Origin of the sequence: Aquabacterium sp. (assembly GCF_030652515.1) — a bacterium.
GTDB lineage: Bacteria > Pseudomonadota > Gammaproteobacteria > Burkholderiales > Burkholderiaceae_C > Aquabacterium.
On record NZ_JAUSAR010000048.1, the window covers coordinates 37421 to 52322 of the forward strand.

Sequence of the window (14902 nt, forward strand, 5' to 3'; positions counted from 1 at the left end):
AACCACGATGCTGTCCTACGCCATCCGCCGCCTTGTGTATGCCGCCCTGGTCTTGCTGGGGGTGAACCTGTTCACTTTCTTCTTGTTCTTCACCGTCAACACGCCGGACGACATGGCGCGTCTGAACATCGGCGGCAAGTACATCACGCAGGATGTGATCGACCATTGGAAGATCGAGCGGGGTTACGACAAGCCGCTGTACTGGAACGATGCCAAGCCGGGCACCGAGCGCGCCACGCAGACCATCTTCTGGGAGCGCTCGGCCTCCCTGTTTACCTTGAAGTTCGGCCGATCCGATGGGGAAAGCGCGGGCGACATCGGCCTGGAAGTGCGGCGGCGCATGTGGGTGAGCCTGCAGATGGCCGCACCTTTGTTCATCCTGCAGGTGATTGTCAGCGTGGCCTTTGCCTTGCTGCTGGTGATGTTCAGGCGCACCCGGCTGGACCTGGCGGGCGTGGTGCTGTGCGTGGTCATGCTGTCGATCTCCAGCCTGTTTTATGTGATCGTGGGGCAGCTGATGTTCTCGCGCGTGCTCAAGCTGGTGCCCATCTCGGGCTACATGCCGGGACTGGACGCCGTCAAATTCCTGGTGCTGCCGGTGCTGCTGTCCCTGGTGGCGCGGTTGGGCGGGGAGGCCCGGCTGTACCGCGTCATGTTCCTGGAAGAGATGGGCAAGGACTATGTTCGCACCGCGCGGGCCAAGGGCCTGTCCGAGCCGGTGGTGTTGTTCAGGCACGTGCTGCGCAATGCGCTGATCCCCATCATCACCAGCGCGGGTGCCTACCTGCCTTATGTGTTCATGGGCAGCCTGGTGTTCGAAAGCTTCTTCGGTTTGCCGGGCCTGGGGGCTTATGTGATCGAGGCCATCACCAAGCAGGACTTTGCCGTGGTGCGCACCATGGTCTTCCTGGGCTCCTTGCTGTACGTGGCCACGTATGTGTTGATTGACCTGGCCTACACCTGGGCCGATCCGCGCGTGCGCTTGGGTTGAGGAAGGAAAGAGACCACCATGCCCAAGATTGTTTTGCTCTGGACCGACGCGGCGGTGTGGCTGCTGGTGATCGCCTTGCTGGCCTATGCCTGGGTGGTGGTGCGCAACCCGAACCTGTCCGCCAACTGGCGCAAGGTGTTCCGCGATGCACCGGCCTTGGCCTCGTCCCTGGTCCTGGCGCTGTGCCTGTTGGTGACGCTGGCCGACAGCGTTCACTATCGCCTGCCATTGCCGCATGCCGAAGGCGCGCCAGCGGGTTTGGTGGCTTACGACACGCGCACGCGCTCGCTGTTGGACGCGGGGCTATCGCGCCTCATCGATTCGCGCGAGGTCACCTACTCGCGGCCGCTGGCTTATGTGAGTTTCACCAAGGAGACCGTGACGGCGACCGATGGTCGGGCAGAACGCGTGGCGCCCAGGTTGAAGCATGGCGGTGTCCACCTCACCAAGCCAGAGCAGCAATGGGGGCAGGATGTGCTGCTTCGTGCAGGCCTGGGCCTGCTCAAGGGCGCCATGCTGGCCACCATCCTGGTCGGCTTGCTGCTGGCGTGCCTGGCGCGCAGCCGCCAATCCACCCTCGGTGAGGCCTTGGCCAGTGTGTGGCGCAATGAAGGTGAGATCCCCTGGCGCGCGGCAGTGTGGACCATCGTCGTGCTGGCCTTGCTGATTGGCGCGGTCATTTCGTTGATGGGCGGGTACCACGTGCTGGGCACCGACACCACGGGCAATGACGTGCTGTACCAGGCCCTGAAAAGCATCCGAACCGCCTTCGTGATCGGATCGTTGGCCACCGTGGCCACGCTGCCGCTGGCCGTGGTGCTGGGCATCATGGCGGGCTACTTTGGCGGCTGGGTCGATGAAGTCATCCAGTACATGTACACGGTGCTGTCCTCGGTGCCCAATGTGTTGTTGATCGCGGCCTGCGTGCTGATGGTTCAAGTCTTCCTGGACACGCACCCGGACTTGTTTGAAACCGCAGTCGAGCGGGCCGACCTCAAGCTGTTCCTGCTGTGCACGGTGCTGGGCCTGACGGGCTGGGCGGGCCTGTGCCGCCTGCTGCGCGGCGAAACGCTCAAGCTTCGCGAGCTGGACTACGTGCAGGCCGCCAATGCCTTTGGTGTCAGCCACACGCGCATCATGCTGCGCCACATCTTCCCCAATGTGGCCCACCTGATGCTCATCGTCACGGTGCTGGAGTTTTCATCGCTGATCCTTTACGAGGCCGTGCTGTCCTACGTGGGTGTGGGTGTTGATCCCTCCATGAACAGCTTTGGCGGCATGATCAATTTCGCCCGCAAGGAGATGAGCCGCGATCCGGTGGTGTGGTGGAGCTTCGCGGCGGCCTTTGGCTTCATGGTGACTGTGGTGTTGGCCGCCAACCTGTTTGCCGACGGCGTTCGCGATGCATTCGATCCACGCGCCCGCAGCTTCCGCCCGCGCCTGGCCATCCGGCCTCCGGCTTCGTCCACGCGCTGAGGGCTGGCCAACATGTTGCAAACCCAAGATCTGAAAGTGGTGCTGGACGCTGAAGCGGGCCTGGTCAAGGCGATTGACGGCTTGAGCCTGGCGATCGAACGCGGCGAGACCTTTGCGCTGGTGGGCGAATCAGGCTGCGGCAAAAGCATGACGGCGCTGGCACTGATGCGCCTGCTGCCCGAGAACGCCCGCGTCACCGCCGGTGATGTCTTGCTGGGCCAGGACAGCCTGCTCGACCTGCCCGAGGCGGCCATGCGGCGCGTGCGGGGTGCCCGTGTCGCCATGATTTTCCAGGAGCCTGCCACCAGCCTGAACCCCGTCATGAGGATCGGCGATCAGATCCTTGAAACGATTCAAACGCACACGGCCTTGCGAGGCCGGGCGGCGCGGGCCAAGGCCATTGATTGGTTGACGCGTGTGGGCATTCCCGAGCCCGCGCGCTGCATGGAGCGCTATCCTTTCGAGCTCAGCGGCGGCCAGAAGCAGCGCGTGATGATCGCCATTGCCTTGGGGGCCGAGCCCGACTTCCTGGTCGCCGACGAGCCCACCACCGCGCTCGACGTCACCATCCAGAAGCAGATCCTCGACTTGCTGGTGGACCCGCAGCGCGAGCGCCGCCTGGGGTTGTTGCTCATCACCCATGACCTGGCCGTGGTGTCCGGCATGGCGCACCGCGTGGCCTTGATGTACGCCGGGCAGATCGTGGAAGTGGCGCCCGCCAAGCTGTTCTTTCAAAGGCCATGCCACCCCTATGCCGAGTTGTTGCTGAAGGCCCTGCCAGACGCTCAAAAGCGTGGCGATGCGTTGGCGGCCATCAAAGGCCATGTGCCGCCCTTGTGGCAGAAGTTTGAAGGCTGCCGGTTCGCACCGCGTTGCCACCGGGTGCAACCTCGCTGCCATGAGGAGGCGCCTGAGTTGATGCCCGTTGAGCACGGCTCGGCCCAGCACGAGGTCCGGTGCTTCTTCCCCATTGGTGTAGAGGCTGGCGCTGAATCAGCTCAGCTCCTTGCCCCGCAAGCCATGGCGTCTCACGCATCTGCGCCCAACACCGAACCGCTGCTGGAGATCCGCCACCTCAGCGTGGTGTACGTGCCCCGGCGTGGCCTGTTCTCCCGCGCCAAGCCCACCTTCACCGCGGTCGATGATGTTTCACTGAACCTGCGCGCCGGGCAAACGCTGGCCCTGGTGGGTGAATCGGGCTGCGGCAAGACCACCTTGGGTCGCGCCATCATGCAGTTGCTGCGCGGCAAGGCCCAGCTCAAAGGCCAGGCCCTGCTGAATGGCCAAGACCTGTTCAAGCTGCAAGGCGAGGCCTTGCGCCAGGCTCGCCGCGACATCCAGATCGTTTTCCAGGATCCCTTTGCTTCCCTCAACCCCCGTCTGCGTGTTCAAGACATTTTGGAGGAGGGCCTGCGCTCGCTGCGCCCAGAATGGCTGGACGCTGAGCGACAGCAAAGACTGCACTTGCTGATGGACCAGGTCGGCCTGCGCCAGGACGCCTTGGGCCGCTTCCCGCACGAATTTTCGGGTGGGCAGCGCCAGCGACTGGCCATCGCCCGTGCCCTGGCCGTGGAGCCCAAGGTGTTGGTCTGCGACGAGCCTACTTCGGCGCTTGACGTGTCCGTGCAGGCTCAGATCCTGAACCTGCTCAAGCAGCTGCAGGCCGAGCGCGGGCTGGCCTACCTTTTCATCACGCACAACATCGGCGTGGTGGCGTATTTGGCCGACGAGGTGGCCGTGATGAGGCGAGGGCGCATTATCGAATCAGGCCCAAGCCATCAGGTTCTGACAACCCCGCAAGACAGCTACACCCAGACCTTGCTCGCCGCTGTGCCGCGCCTGGTGGGCAACCCCTCATGTTGAGCCCATCCCCTATGGCAGAATCATTCGCATGAGATTCTTGTGGCTGGTTTGTCTGTGGTGCATGTCAACGGGGGCCTACGCCGCCCATGCTTACGCGCAGTTCGGCGACATCAAGTACCCGCCGGGCTTTGACCACTTCGACTACGTCAACCCCACCGCGCCCAAAGGCGGCGAGATCGCCCTGGTGGCCCCGGTTCGGGTCAGCATCTTCGACAAGTACAACCCCTTCACGCTCAAAGGCACAGCGCCGTCGGGCTTGAGCGAGCTGGTGTTTGAATCCCTGCTCACCGGCACCTTCGACCAGCCCACGACCGGTTACGGCCTGCTCGCCGAAGATGTTTCCGTTGCAGCAGATGGCCTGTCCGCCACCTTCAAGCTCAACCCGCTGGCCCGGTTTCACAACGGAGATCCGGTGCTGGCGCTGGACGTCAAAAGCTCCTTCGACCGCTTGATGAGCAAAGAAGCCTCACCCGTGTACCAATCGGCTTTTGGCGACATCAAAGGGGTGACGGTGCTGGACCAGCGCACCGTGCGTTTCGACTTTCGGCGTCGCAATGCCGAACTGCCTTTGGTGGCGGGTTCTGTGCCCGTGTTCAGCCATAAATGGGGCATGGAGGGCGGCAAGCTCAAGCCCTTTGACCAGATCATCATGGACATGCCCATCGCCTCCGGGCCCTACCGCATCGGCCGGGTCAATTTCGGCAAGGACATCACCTACCAACGCGACCCGGGCTATTGGGCGCAACAGCTCAATGTGCGCAAGGGCCAGTACAACTTCGACCGCATCACCTTCAAGATCTACAAGGACAACACCGCTCGACTGGAGGCTTTCAAGGCCGGCGAGTTCGAGTTCATCCAGTCCAACATCGCGCGCGAATGGGCCCGGGCCTACACCGGCGCCAAGTTCAAGAACGGCGACTTCATCAAGGTGGAGTTGCAGCACCGCAATGCTGGCGGCCTGCAGTCTTGGTTGTTCAACACCCGAGTGGCCAAGTTCAAGGATGTGCGCGTGCGCGAGGCCATCGGCCTGGCCATGGACTACGAGTGGATGAACCGGCAGCTCTTCTACAACTCCTATTCTCGGGTTCGGGGCTACTTTGTCGGGGGTGATTTCGAAGCCAAGGCCTTGCCCGGCGCAGACGAACTGGCCTTGCTGGAGCCCTTGCGCCGCCAGTTGCGTCCCGAGGTGTTCACGCAACCGGTGCCGCAACCACCCAGCACCACCCCGCCAGGCAGCCTGCGCGCCAACCTGCTCAAAGCGCGTACCTTGCTGGCCGAAGCAGGCTGGACCTACCGCGATGGCGCCCTGCGCAATGCCAAAGGTGATCCATTTCAGATCGAGATCCTGGACGACACCGGGCAGGGCGCGTCCATGAGCCGCATCGTCACGCCCTTCATCCAGAACCTGGGCAAGCTGGGCATCGAGGCGCAGTTCAAGCTCATCGATTTCTCCCTGTTCCAAAAGCGCCTGGACAGCTTCGATTTCGAGATGACCAGTTTGAACCTGCCGGGGAGCTTGTCTCCGGGGGCTGAGTTGATCGACCGCTTTGGCAGCAAAGCCGCGGCCACGCCAGGCTCCAGCAACTTCGTGGGCATCAAGGATCCGGCCGTGGACGCCTTGCTCGACCAGGTGGTCACCGCCGTGGACCGGCCCCGACAAATCGCTGCCTTGCGCGCGCTCGATCGAGTCCTTCGCTTTGAGCACTACAACGTGCCAGCCTGGTACTCGGGTGTGCACCGCGTGGCCTACCGCGCCCACCGATTCGCCCAGCCCCAAGTCAAGCCGCTGTACTACCGTGTCGAAGATTGGGCCTTGTCCACCTGGTGGGCCCAACCGGGGAAATGACGCATGTGGGCCTACATCATCAAGCGCTTGTTGCTCATCATTCCCACCTTGCTGGGCGTGCTGACACTCACCTTCGCGGTGATCCAATTCGTGCCGGGCGGGCCCGTCGAGCAGATGGTCTCCCAGCTCAAGCAACGCGGTGAAGGCGGCGAGAGCGCCATGTCTCAGGGCGCGGGCTACCGCGGCCGCCAGGGCGTGGACCCGGCCCAGATCGAAGAGATCAAAAAGCTGTATGGCTTTGACAAGCCAGTTCACGAACGTTATGTGACCATGCTCGCCTCCTTCGCCCGCTTTGACCTGGGCAAGAGTTTTTTCCACCACAAGGACGTGTGGGAGCTGGTCAAGGAAAAGCTGCCGGTCTCCATCACCCTGGGCCTGTGGACCTTCGTGCTCAGTTACCTGATCTCGGTGCCCTTGGGCATCGCCAAGGCGGTGCGGGCCGGTAGCCGCTTCGACATGGTCACCAGCCTGATCGTGCTGGTGGGCTATGCCATCCCCGGCTTCGTGCTGGGCGTGGCGCTGCTGGTGCTGTTTGGCGGTGGCAGTTTCCTGGCCTGGTTCCCCCTGCGCGGTTTGACGTCCTCCGGCTGGGAAGACCTCAGCCTGGCGGGCAAGGTGGTGGACTACCTCTGGCACATCGCCTTGCCGGTCACTGCCAGCGTGCTGGGCAGCTTCGCGGTCATCACCATGCTCACCAAAAATGCCTTCCTGGAAGAGATCCGCAAGCAATACGTGCTCACCGCCCGCGCCAAGGGCTTGAGCGAGCGCCAAGTCTTGTGGAAGCACGTGTTCCGCAATGCGCTGATCCCCATCATCACGGGCTTCCCGGCCGCTTTCATTGGCGCATTCTTCGCTGGTTCGCTCTTGATCGAGACCTTGTTCTCGCTCGATGGCCTGGGCTTGCTGGGCTATGAATCGGTGATCCGCCGCGACTACCCGGTGGTCTTGGGCACCTTGTACCTGTTCACGCTGATCGGGCTGGTCACCAAGCTCATCAGCGACCTTTGCTATGTGTGGGTCGATCCCCGAGTGAAGTTCGACTGATGGCTACCACCGCAACCACCTCGGCATCCCCGGTCTCCTTGTCGCCATCACGGCGGGCCTGGCTGCGCTTCAAGCAGCACCGCCTGGGCTACTGGAGCTTCCTGATCTTCGCGGCTTTGCTGGTTTTGTGCCTGTTCGCCGACCTGCTGTCCAACGACAAGCCGCTGGTGGCCCGCTACAACGGCCAGTGGTACGTGCCCATCGTCCACAACGTCCCCGAGACCGAATTCGGCGGTGACTTCGACACCCCCACCGATTTCCTGGATCCTTTCATCGTCGCGCAATTCAAGAAGACGCCGGGCAATTTCGCCATCTACCCGCTCAACCGCTACCACCACAAGACCATCAACTACTTCGCGAAATCGCCCAACCCCTCCGAGCCATCCGGCGACAACTGGCTGGGCACCGATGACCGGGGCCGCGACATCGTGGCCCGGCTGCTCTATGGCTTTCGGGTGTCCATCGGCTTTGCCCTGGCGCTCACCGCCATTGGCGTGGTGGTGGGGGTGGCGGCCGGTGCGCTTCAGGGCTTCTACGGCGGCAAAACCGATCTGATTTTCCAGCGTTTCATTGAGATCTGGGGGTCGATGCCCGAGCTGTATTTGCTCATCATCTTCGCCGCCATGTTCAACCCCAGCTTGGGGCTGTTGCTGGTGCTCCTCAGCCTGTTTGGCTGGATGGGCTTGTCCGACTACGTGCGGGCCGAATTTTTGCGCAACCGCCAGCTGGACTATGTTCGCTCGGCGCGCGCCCTGGGCCTGAGCAACTGGCAAATCATCCGGCGCCATGTGCTGCCTAACAGCCTGACGCCGGTGGTCACCTTTTTGCCCTTCCGCATGAGCGCGGCCATTCTCGCGCTAACGTCCTTGGATTTCCTGGGCCTGGGCGTGCCCCCGGACACCCCCAGCCTGGGCGAACTGCTGGCCCAGGGCAAAAACAACCTCGATGCCTGGTGGATCTCCTTGTCGACCTTCCTGGTGCTGGTGGTCACGCTGTTGCTGCTCACCTTCATGGGCGATGCCTTGCGTGATGCGCTCGACCCCCGCAAGGAGTTGGAATCGTGAGCGCCGTCAAGCCCCTTCTGTCGGTGCGCGACCTGCGCATCCGCTTTGGCAGCAAGACCGTGGTGCAGGGTGTCAGCTTTGATCTGATGCCTGGTGAGAAGCTGGCCTTGGTGGGTGAATCGGGCTCGGGCAAAACCATCACCGCGCTCAGCCTGCTCAAGCTGGTGCCCCAGGCCCACATCGAAGGCTCCGCCGTGTTGGACGTGGCCCCGGATGGCCCTCGCGAATTGCTGGGCCTGACCGAGCATCAACTGCGGGGCGTGCGCGGCCGCGACGTGGCCGTGATCTTCCAGGAGCCCATGACCGCGCTCAACCCGCTGTTCACCATTGGCGATCAGATCGCCGAGGTGATCGAGCTGCACGAAGGGCTGTCAAAAAGCGAAGCCTGGCAGCGCGCTGTGGCCCTGTTGGCCAGCACCGGCATTCCCGAGCCAGAGCGCCGCGCAGGCGCCTACCCGCATCAACTGTCCGGCGGACAACGCCAGCGCGCCATGATTGCGATGGCCTTGGCCTGCCAACCCAAGCTCTTGCTCGCCGACGAGCCCACCACGGCGCTGGACGTCACCCTGCGTCAACAGGTGCTGGGCTTGCTGAACGACCTGCAGCGCAGCCACCAGATGGCCGTGCTGATGATCACGCACGACCTCAACCTGGTGCGCAATTTCGCCGACCGCGTGGCGGTGATGGAAAAAGGCCTGTTGGTGGAGCAGGGCACGGTCGATGAGGTGTTTGGCAACCCCCAGCACCCTTACACCCGCAAGTTGCTCGACAGTCGGCCGCACCGCGATGTGGTCGAGGCTTCGGCCAACGCCGCACAGCTACAGCCTGTGCTCCAGGCCAAACAATTGCGCGTGGGCTACCGCGTACCCAAGCCCGGCTTCAAAGGCTGGTTCAGCCATGGCGAGTACGTCGCCGTCAAATCGGCTGACCTGCAACTCGCACCGGGGCAAACCTTGGGCGTGATTGGTGAGTCGGGCTCTGGCAAGTCCACCTTGGCCCTGGCCGCCCTGGGCCTGCAGCCTTTCCAAGGTCACCTGCAGGTCACTGGCCAAAGCTGGAAGCTCAATGCGCGGGCCGACAAACCTCTCAGGCGGACCATCCAGGTCGTCTTCCAGGATCCCTTTTCCTCGCTGTCACCCCGCATGACGGTGGAAGACCTCGTCACCGAAGGCCTCACCATCCATCACCCAGGTTTGAGCCAGGCTCAGCGCCGAACCCAGGCCCTGGCCACGCTGGCCGATGTCGGCTTGACCGAAGAGCAGTTTCCGCAACTGCTGGAACGCTATCCCCATGAATTTTCTGGCGGGCAACGTCAGCGCCTGGCATTGGCCCGGGCTTTGGTAGTCGAGCCTCAGGCCCTGGTGCTGGACGAACCCACCAGCGCACTGGACGTCACCATCCAGAAGCAGATCCTGTCACTGTTGCAACGTCTTCAGCGCGAGCGAGGTCTGAGCTACCTGCTCATCACCCACGATGTCGAGGTGGTGGCCGCCATGGCGCACGACATCATCGTCATGAAAGACGGTGACATCGTCGAGTCCGGCCCGGCGCTGCAAGTGCTGCAGTCGCCGCGCCATGACTACACCCGCGCCTTGCTGGCGGCAGTGCCAGCGCGGGACGTGATCAAGGCTTGAGGCTGCTGCCCAACATTGCGCGGCCCAAGGCCTCTGCCACCTCAATCCCATCCACGCCAGCGGACATGATGCCGCCGGCGTAGCCCGCGCCTTCACCGGCCGGGTACAAGCCTTTGACGTTGAGGCTCTGGAAATCCTTGCCGCGCGTGATCCGCAATGGTGATGAAGTGCGGGTCTCCACCCCGGTGAGCACCGCGTCAGGCATTGAGAAGCCTTTGATCTGCTTTTCAAAGGCGGGCAGGGCCTCACGGATGGCCGCCAGGGCGTAGTCCGGCAAGCTGCCATGGCCCGGCTGCGCCAGGTCGGTGAGGTGCACACCCGGCTTGTACGAGGGTTGCACGCTGCCCAAAGTCTTGCTGGGCCTGCCTTTGATGAAGTCGCCCACCAGTTGACCGGGGGCCTCGTAGGTGCCGCCGCCCAGCTCGTAGGCCCGCGACTCCCAGAAGCGCTGGAAGGCCATGCCGTCCAGTGGGCTCACGGGGCCGCCCGTCAAACCATCCTGCCGATAGTCCTGAGGCGAAATGCCCACCACGATGCCCGCGTTCGCATTGCGCTCATTGCGCGAATACTGGCTCATGCCGTTGGTCACCACGCGGCCCGGCTCGGACGTGGCCGCCACCACCGTGCCGCCGGGGCACATGCAAAAGCTGTACACCGCGCGGCCATTGCTGGCGTGGTGCACCAGCTTGTAATCGGCGGCCCCCAGGATCTCGTTGCCCGCGTTCGGGCCAAATCGTGCGCGGTCAATGAGGCCTTGCGGGTGCTCGATGCGGTAGCCGATCGAAAAGGGCTTGGCCTCCATGTGGACGCCGCGTTCGTGCAGCATCGTGAAGGTGTCGCGGGCACTGTGTCCGAGCGCCAGCACGACATGGTCTGATCGAAGCGTTTCGCCGGACGCCAGGGTGACGCCCCGAATGTGCCCGTCTTCGATCAGCACGTCGGTCACGCGCTGCTGGAAGCGGATCTCACCGCCCAGCGCTTCGATGTCGGCGCGCATCTTCTCGACCATGCTCACCAAGCGGAAGGTGCCGATGTGCGGCTTGCTGACGAACAGGATTTCTTCGGGTGCGCCAGCCTTCACAAACTCGGCCAGCACTTTGCGCGTCAAATGGCGCGGGTCGCTGATCTGGCTCCACAACTTGCCGTCCGAGAACGTGCCCGCACCGCCTTCGCCGAACTGCACGTTCGATTCCGGGTTCAACACACCCTGCCGCCACAAGCCCCAGGTGTCCTTGGTGCGTTCGCGCACTTCCTTGCCGCGTTCCAGCACGATCGGGCGCAGCCCCATCTGGGCCAGGATCAGCGCTGCAAAGATGCCGCAGGGGCCAAAGCCGATCACCAGAGGGCGAGGGCGTTGCCCGTCAAAGAAAGCGGCAGGCGCGTGCCCGACGAAGTGGTAACTGGTGTCGGGCGTGGGCCGCACATGCGGATCACCGCTGAACTGCGCCAGCACCGCTGACTCATTGGCCAGCTCGCAATCCACGGTGTAAATCAGCACCACGGCGGATTTCTTGCGCGCGTCGTAGCTGCGCTTGAACACCGTGAACGCAGCAAGATCGGTGTCGCTGATGCCCAAGCGGGCCACGATCGCCGGACGCAAGGCGTCTTCGGCATGGTTCAAGGGCAGTCGCAGTTCGGTGAGTCGCAGCATGGTCGCAGTCGGTGGGCCAGGGCAATTGGCCAGAACCGCGCATTTTACGGGGTTGGCATCACTCCGCGCCGTTGCCCATGCCGCTCATGGCGTGGCTGAAGCCACCATCCACGTAGGTGATCTCGGCCGTCACGCCCGCCGCCAGGTCGGACATCATGAAAGCCGCCACATTGCCCACGTCTTCGATGGTCACATTGCGGCGCGAAGGCGCGCTTTGCTCGACCACGTCCAGGATCTGGCGAAAGCCTTTGATCCCTGATGCCGCCAGGGTTTTGATCGGCCCGGCGGAAATGCCGTTGACGCGGATGCCCTTGGGGCTCAGGCTGGCGGCGGTGTACCGCACGCTGGCTTCCAGGGAGGCCTTGGCCAGGCCCATGGTGTTGTAATTGGGCACAATCCGTTCTGACCCCAAATACGTGAGAGTCAACAGCGCGGCGGTGCTGTTCAGGTAGGGCAGGGCCGCCTTGGCCATGGCTGGAAAGCTGTAGCTGGAAATGTCGTGCGCGATGCGGAACGACTCGCGTGACAGGCCTTCCAGGAAGTCACCGGCGATCGCCTCTTTCGGTGCAAAACCGATGGAATGCACGAATCCGTCGAAGGTGGGCCAGGTTTTGGCCAAATCCGCGAACATCGCCGTGATCTGTTCGTCACTGGCCACGTCGCAGTCAAAAATCAGGCTGGAGCCAAACTCCTTGGCAAACTCGGTGGTGCGCTCCTTGAAGCGTTCGCCCACATAGCTGAAAGCCAGCTCGGCACCTTCACGGTGGCAAGCCTTGGCGATGCCGTAGGCGATGGAGCGGTTGGACAACAGTCCGGTGATCAGCAGACGTTTGTCAGCGAGAAAGCCCATGGAGTCTCCAGTGTTAGTGCTAAACCAGCGCGGATTCTGGCATGCCACAAGGGCGAAGCGGTAATTTCGGGCACAACCCTTGCTGACGGGTCCGCGTGAGGCTAGAATACCGGCTTCGCTGATTACGTCAGGTGGGCGGATGACTCCAGCCCATTTTTTTCGCTTGTCATTTTTTGATCGGCTTTGATTCTGTCTAAAAACAGAGTTTCAAGACGGTCCCAGATTGCGTATTGAGAGTTGATGAGTTTGGTCAAAGCTGTTGAAAGCACCGTGACTGGTTTGGGTTACGAGTTGGTGGATTGCGAGCGCACCCCGCAGGGGTTGTTGCGCGTGTACATCGACCGCCTTCCTGATGGTGTGTACGACTTGCCGGGCGAATACGTCACGGTGGAAGACTGTGAAAAGGTCAACCGCCAGCTTCAATATGCGCTGGAAGTGGTCAATGTCGATTACAGCCGTCTGGAGGTTTCGTCTCCGGGTCTGGATCGGCCATTGAGAACACCCGCGCATTTCGAACGTTTCGCTGGCGTCGAAATCGAGATATCTCTGAAAGTCCCCTTCCAGGGACGCAAGAACTATCGTGGGGTTCTTGAGGCAGTCGAGTTGCCTGAAGGTGAAGCCGCTCCTGAGGGTGGATCCTGGCAACTGGTCTTCAAGGTGGGCGAAGGCAAGAACGCAGTAGAGCAAGCATTGGGTTTCACGCTCGATGAAGTCCGCGACGCACGACTCGTGCCCGTGGTGGACTTCAAAGGGCGAGGCCGCCGGGTGGCAACCCCGGAGGCTGGTGAAGTAGCCGTGGATGAGGCGCAAGATCTCGGAGGTCAGAACAAATGAACCGCGAATTGTTGATGTTGGTCGATGCGATTTCGCGCGAAAAAAGCGTGGAACGTGACATCGTGTTTGGAGCTGTTGAATCGGCACTGGCTTCGGCCACCAAGAAGCTGTACAGCGGCGAGGTGGACATCCGTGTCGCCGTCGACCGCGAAGATGGCAACTACGAAACTTTCCGTCGTTGGCACGTTGTGCCCAACGAGGCTGGCCTGCAGCTGCCCGACGCAGAAATCCTGCTGTTCGAAGCCCAGGAGCAGATCGAAGACATCGAAGTCGATGATTACATCGAAGAGTCGATCGAATCCATGCCGATTGGCCGCATTGGCGCGCAAGCTGCCAAGCAAGTCATCCTGCAAAAAATCCGCGACGCCGAGCGCGAGCAGCTGCTGAACGACTTCCTGTCGCGTGGCGACAAGATCTTCGTGGGCACCGTCAAGCGCATGGACAAGGGCGACGTGATCGTCGAGTCCGGCCGCGTCGAAGGCCGCCTCAAGCGCAGCGAGATGATCCCCAAGGAAAATCTCCGCACCGCCGACCGCGTCCGTGCCTACATCCTGGGTGTCGATTCTGCCGTGCGTGGCCCGCAGATCATGCTGTCGCGCAGCGCCCCCGATTTCATGATCGAGCTGTTCCGCCAGGAAGTGCCCGAGATCGAACAAGGCCTGCTCGAGATCAAGAGCTGCGCCCGTGACGCGGGTTCACGTGCCAAGATCGCCGTGTTGTCGCACGACAAGCGCGTCGATCCGATCGGCACCTGCGTCGGTGTGCGCGGTTCGCGCGTCACCGCCGTGACCAACGAATTGGCGGGCGAACGTGTCGACATCGTCTTGTGGTCTGAAGATCCGGCCCAATTTGTGATTGGTGCGTTGGCCCCGGCCAACGTGCAATCCATTTTCGTGGACGAAGAAAAGCACGCCATGGACGTGGCCGTGGACGAGGAAAACCTTGCCATCGCCATTGGCCGTGGTGGCCAGAACGTGCGCCTGGCGTCAGAATTGACGGGCTGGCGCATCAACATCATGACCAAGGAAGAATCGGCGCAAAAGCAAGCCGTTGAAACCGACGTCATCCGCAAGCTCTTCGTCGACAAGCTCGACGTGGACGAGGAAGTGGCCGAGATCCTGATCGCCGAAGGCTTCACCAGCCTTGAAGAAGTGGCTTACGTGCCGCTGCAGGAAATGTTGGAAATCGAATCGTTTGACGAAGACACGGTCAATGAGTTGCGCACCCGCGCAAAAGACTCACTGCTGACCATGGAAATCGCCAAGGAAGAAGAAGTCGAGACTTTGTCGGAAAATCTCAAGGGTCTGGATGGCCTGACCTCTGAGTTGATCACCAAATTGGCGGAAGCCGGGATTCACACCCGTGACGACCTGGCCGATCTGGCCGTCGATGAGCTGACCGAGATCACGGAATTGGGCGATGAACAAGCCCGCGCCTTGATCATGAAAGCTCGTGAACACTGGTTTGCCTGATCATCCGCCCGCCCTCGACCTCTCATTTAGCAAGTACATCGCAAGGATTAACACAATGGCCGTGACCACCGTCGCACAACTCGCCGCGGAGCTCAATCGCCCGGCAGCGACACTGCTGGAGCAGCTGCATTCAGCGGGCGTGCCGAAAGCTTCGCACGAAGACGTGCTCACGGAGGC

At 62.3% G+C, this 14902-nt stretch carries 12 protein-coding genes; 10 read left to right on the top strand and 2 right to left on the bottom strand.

All coding sequences use genetic code 11. The annotated features are described in order from the left end of the window. The first annotated feature begins 7 nt into the window (after positions 1-7). From Q7V20_RS06465 to Q7V20_RS06495, 7 genes are read left to right on the top strand one after another with little or no spacing between them, the layout of a single operon-like run. Positions 8-991, top strand: a complete 984-nt coding sequence (locus Q7V20_RS06465) for an ABC transporter permease (protein ID WP_304788380.1) — start codon at positions 8-10, stop codon at positions 989-991. Positions 992-1009: 18 nt separating this feature from the next. Next, entirely contained in the window at positions 1010-2467 is a 1458-nt protein-coding gene (locus Q7V20_RS06470; protein ID WP_304788382.1) for an ABC transporter permease, read from the top strand. A gap of 12 nt (positions 2468-2479) precedes the next feature. Next, positions 2480-4330 (top strand): ABC transporter ATP-binding protein, encoded by a 1851-nt coding sequence (locus Q7V20_RS06475; protein WP_304788384.1) that lies wholly within the window; start codon positions 2480-2482, stop codon positions 4328-4330. A 28-nt stretch (positions 4331-4358) separates the two neighbouring features. Continuing rightward, positions 4359-6176, top strand: a complete 1818-nt coding sequence (locus Q7V20_RS06480) for an extracellular solute-binding protein (protein WP_304788386.1) — start codon at positions 4359-4361, stop codon at positions 6174-6176. A gap of 3 nt (positions 6177-6179) precedes the next feature. Beyond that, entirely contained in the window at positions 6180-7220 is a 1041-nt protein-coding gene (locus tag Q7V20_RS06485) for a microcin C ABC transporter permease YejB (RefSeq protein ID WP_304788388.1), read from the top strand. Beyond that, positions 7220-8284, top strand: coding sequence for an ABC transporter permease (locus Q7V20_RS06490; protein WP_304788390.1), 1065 nt, complete (start codon positions 7220-7222; stop codon positions 8282-8284). The genes Q7V20_RS06485 and Q7V20_RS06490 overlap by 1 nt, the downstream gene beginning before the upstream one ends. After that, a complete protein-coding gene (locus tag Q7V20_RS06495; protein ID WP_304788392.1) occupies positions 8281-9918 on the top strand; it encodes an ABC transporter ATP-binding protein in 1638 nt (545 codons plus the stop codon). Before Q7V20_RS06490 ends, Q7V20_RS06495 begins: the two co-directional genes overlap by 4 nt. Here the strand turns inward: Q7V20_RS06495 and Q7V20_RS06500 are convergent. Together Q7V20_RS06500 and fabI are read right to left on the bottom strand one after the other, a co-directional pair. Continuing rightward, positions 9908-11569, bottom strand: coding sequence for an NAD(P)/FAD-dependent oxidoreductase (locus Q7V20_RS06500; protein WP_304788394.1), 1662 nt, complete (start codon positions 11567-11569; stop codon positions 9908-9910). The genes Q7V20_RS06495 and Q7V20_RS06500 overlap by 11 nt on opposite strands. Before the next feature lie 58 nt (positions 11570-11627). Further along, the gene (gene fabI, locus Q7V20_RS06505; RefSeq protein ID WP_304788396.1) at positions 11628-12419 is read right to left on the bottom strand and encodes an enoyl-ACP reductase FabI; all 792 of its coding nucleotides are present in this window, start codon (positions 12417-12419) and stop codon (positions 11628-11630) included. A 240-nt stretch (positions 12420-12659) separates the two neighbouring features. Here fabI and rimP point away from each other — a divergent pair, with 240 nt between their 5' ends. The 3 genes from rimP to Q7V20_RS24330 all read left to right on the top strand — a co-directional run. Beyond that, positions 12660-13253, top strand: a complete 594-nt coding sequence (rimP, locus tag Q7V20_RS06510) for a ribosome maturation factor RimP (protein WP_304788398.1) — start codon at positions 12660-12662, stop codon at positions 13251-13253. Further along, the gene (nusA, locus tag Q7V20_RS06515; RefSeq protein ID WP_304788400.1) at positions 13250-14725 is read left to right on the top strand and encodes a transcription termination factor NusA; all 1476 of its coding nucleotides are present in this window, start codon (positions 13250-13252) and stop codon (positions 14723-14725) included. Before rimP ends, nusA begins: the two co-directional genes overlap by 4 nt. A gap of 55 nt (positions 14726-14780) precedes the next feature. After that, on the top strand, positions 14781-14902 hold a 122-nt coding region (locus Q7V20_RS24330; protein WP_370652416.1), incomplete at its 3' end, for a translation initiation factor IF-2 N-terminal domain-containing protein.

Bases quoted from the DNA above. Each gene is read 5' to 3' on its own strand.
- Q7V20_RS06500 (WP_304788394.1), bottom strand. From the start codon at position 11,569: ATGCTGCGACTCACCGAACTGCGACTGCCCTTGAACCATGCCGAAGAC.
- Q7V20_RS06480 (WP_304788386.1), top strand. From the start codon at position 4,359: ATGAGATTCTTGTGGCTGGTTTGTCTGTGGTGCATGTCAACGGGGGCC.
- fabI (WP_304788396.1), bottom strand. From the start codon at position 12,419: ATGGGCTTTCTCGCTGACAAACGTCTGCTGATCACCGGACTGTTGTCC.
- nusA (WP_304788400.1), top strand. From the start codon at position 13,250: ATGAACCGCGAATTGTTGATGTTGGTCGATGCGATTTCGCGCGAAAAA.
- Q7V20_RS06485 (WP_304788388.1), top strand. From the start codon at position 6,180: ATGTGGGCCTACATCATCAAGCGCTTGTTGCTCATCATTCCCACCTTG.
- Q7V20_RS06470 (WP_304788382.1), top strand. From the start codon at position 1,010: ATGCCCAAGATTGTTTTGCTCTGGACCGACGCGGCGGTGTGGCTGCTG.
- rimP (WP_304788398.1), top strand. From the start codon at position 12,660: ATGAGTTTGGTCAAAGCTGTTGAAAGCACCGTGACTGGTTTGGGTTAC.
- Q7V20_RS06465 (WP_304788380.1), top strand. From the start codon at position 8: ATGCTGTCCTACGCCATCCGCCGCCTTGTGTATGCCGCCCTGGTCTTG.
- Q7V20_RS06490 (WP_304788390.1), top strand. From the start codon at position 7,220: ATGGCTACCACCGCAACCACCTCGGCATCCCCGGTCTCCTTGTCGCCA.
- Q7V20_RS06475 (WP_304788384.1), top strand. From the start codon at position 2,480: ATGTTGCAAACCCAAGATCTGAAAGTGGTGCTGGACGCTGAAGCGGGC.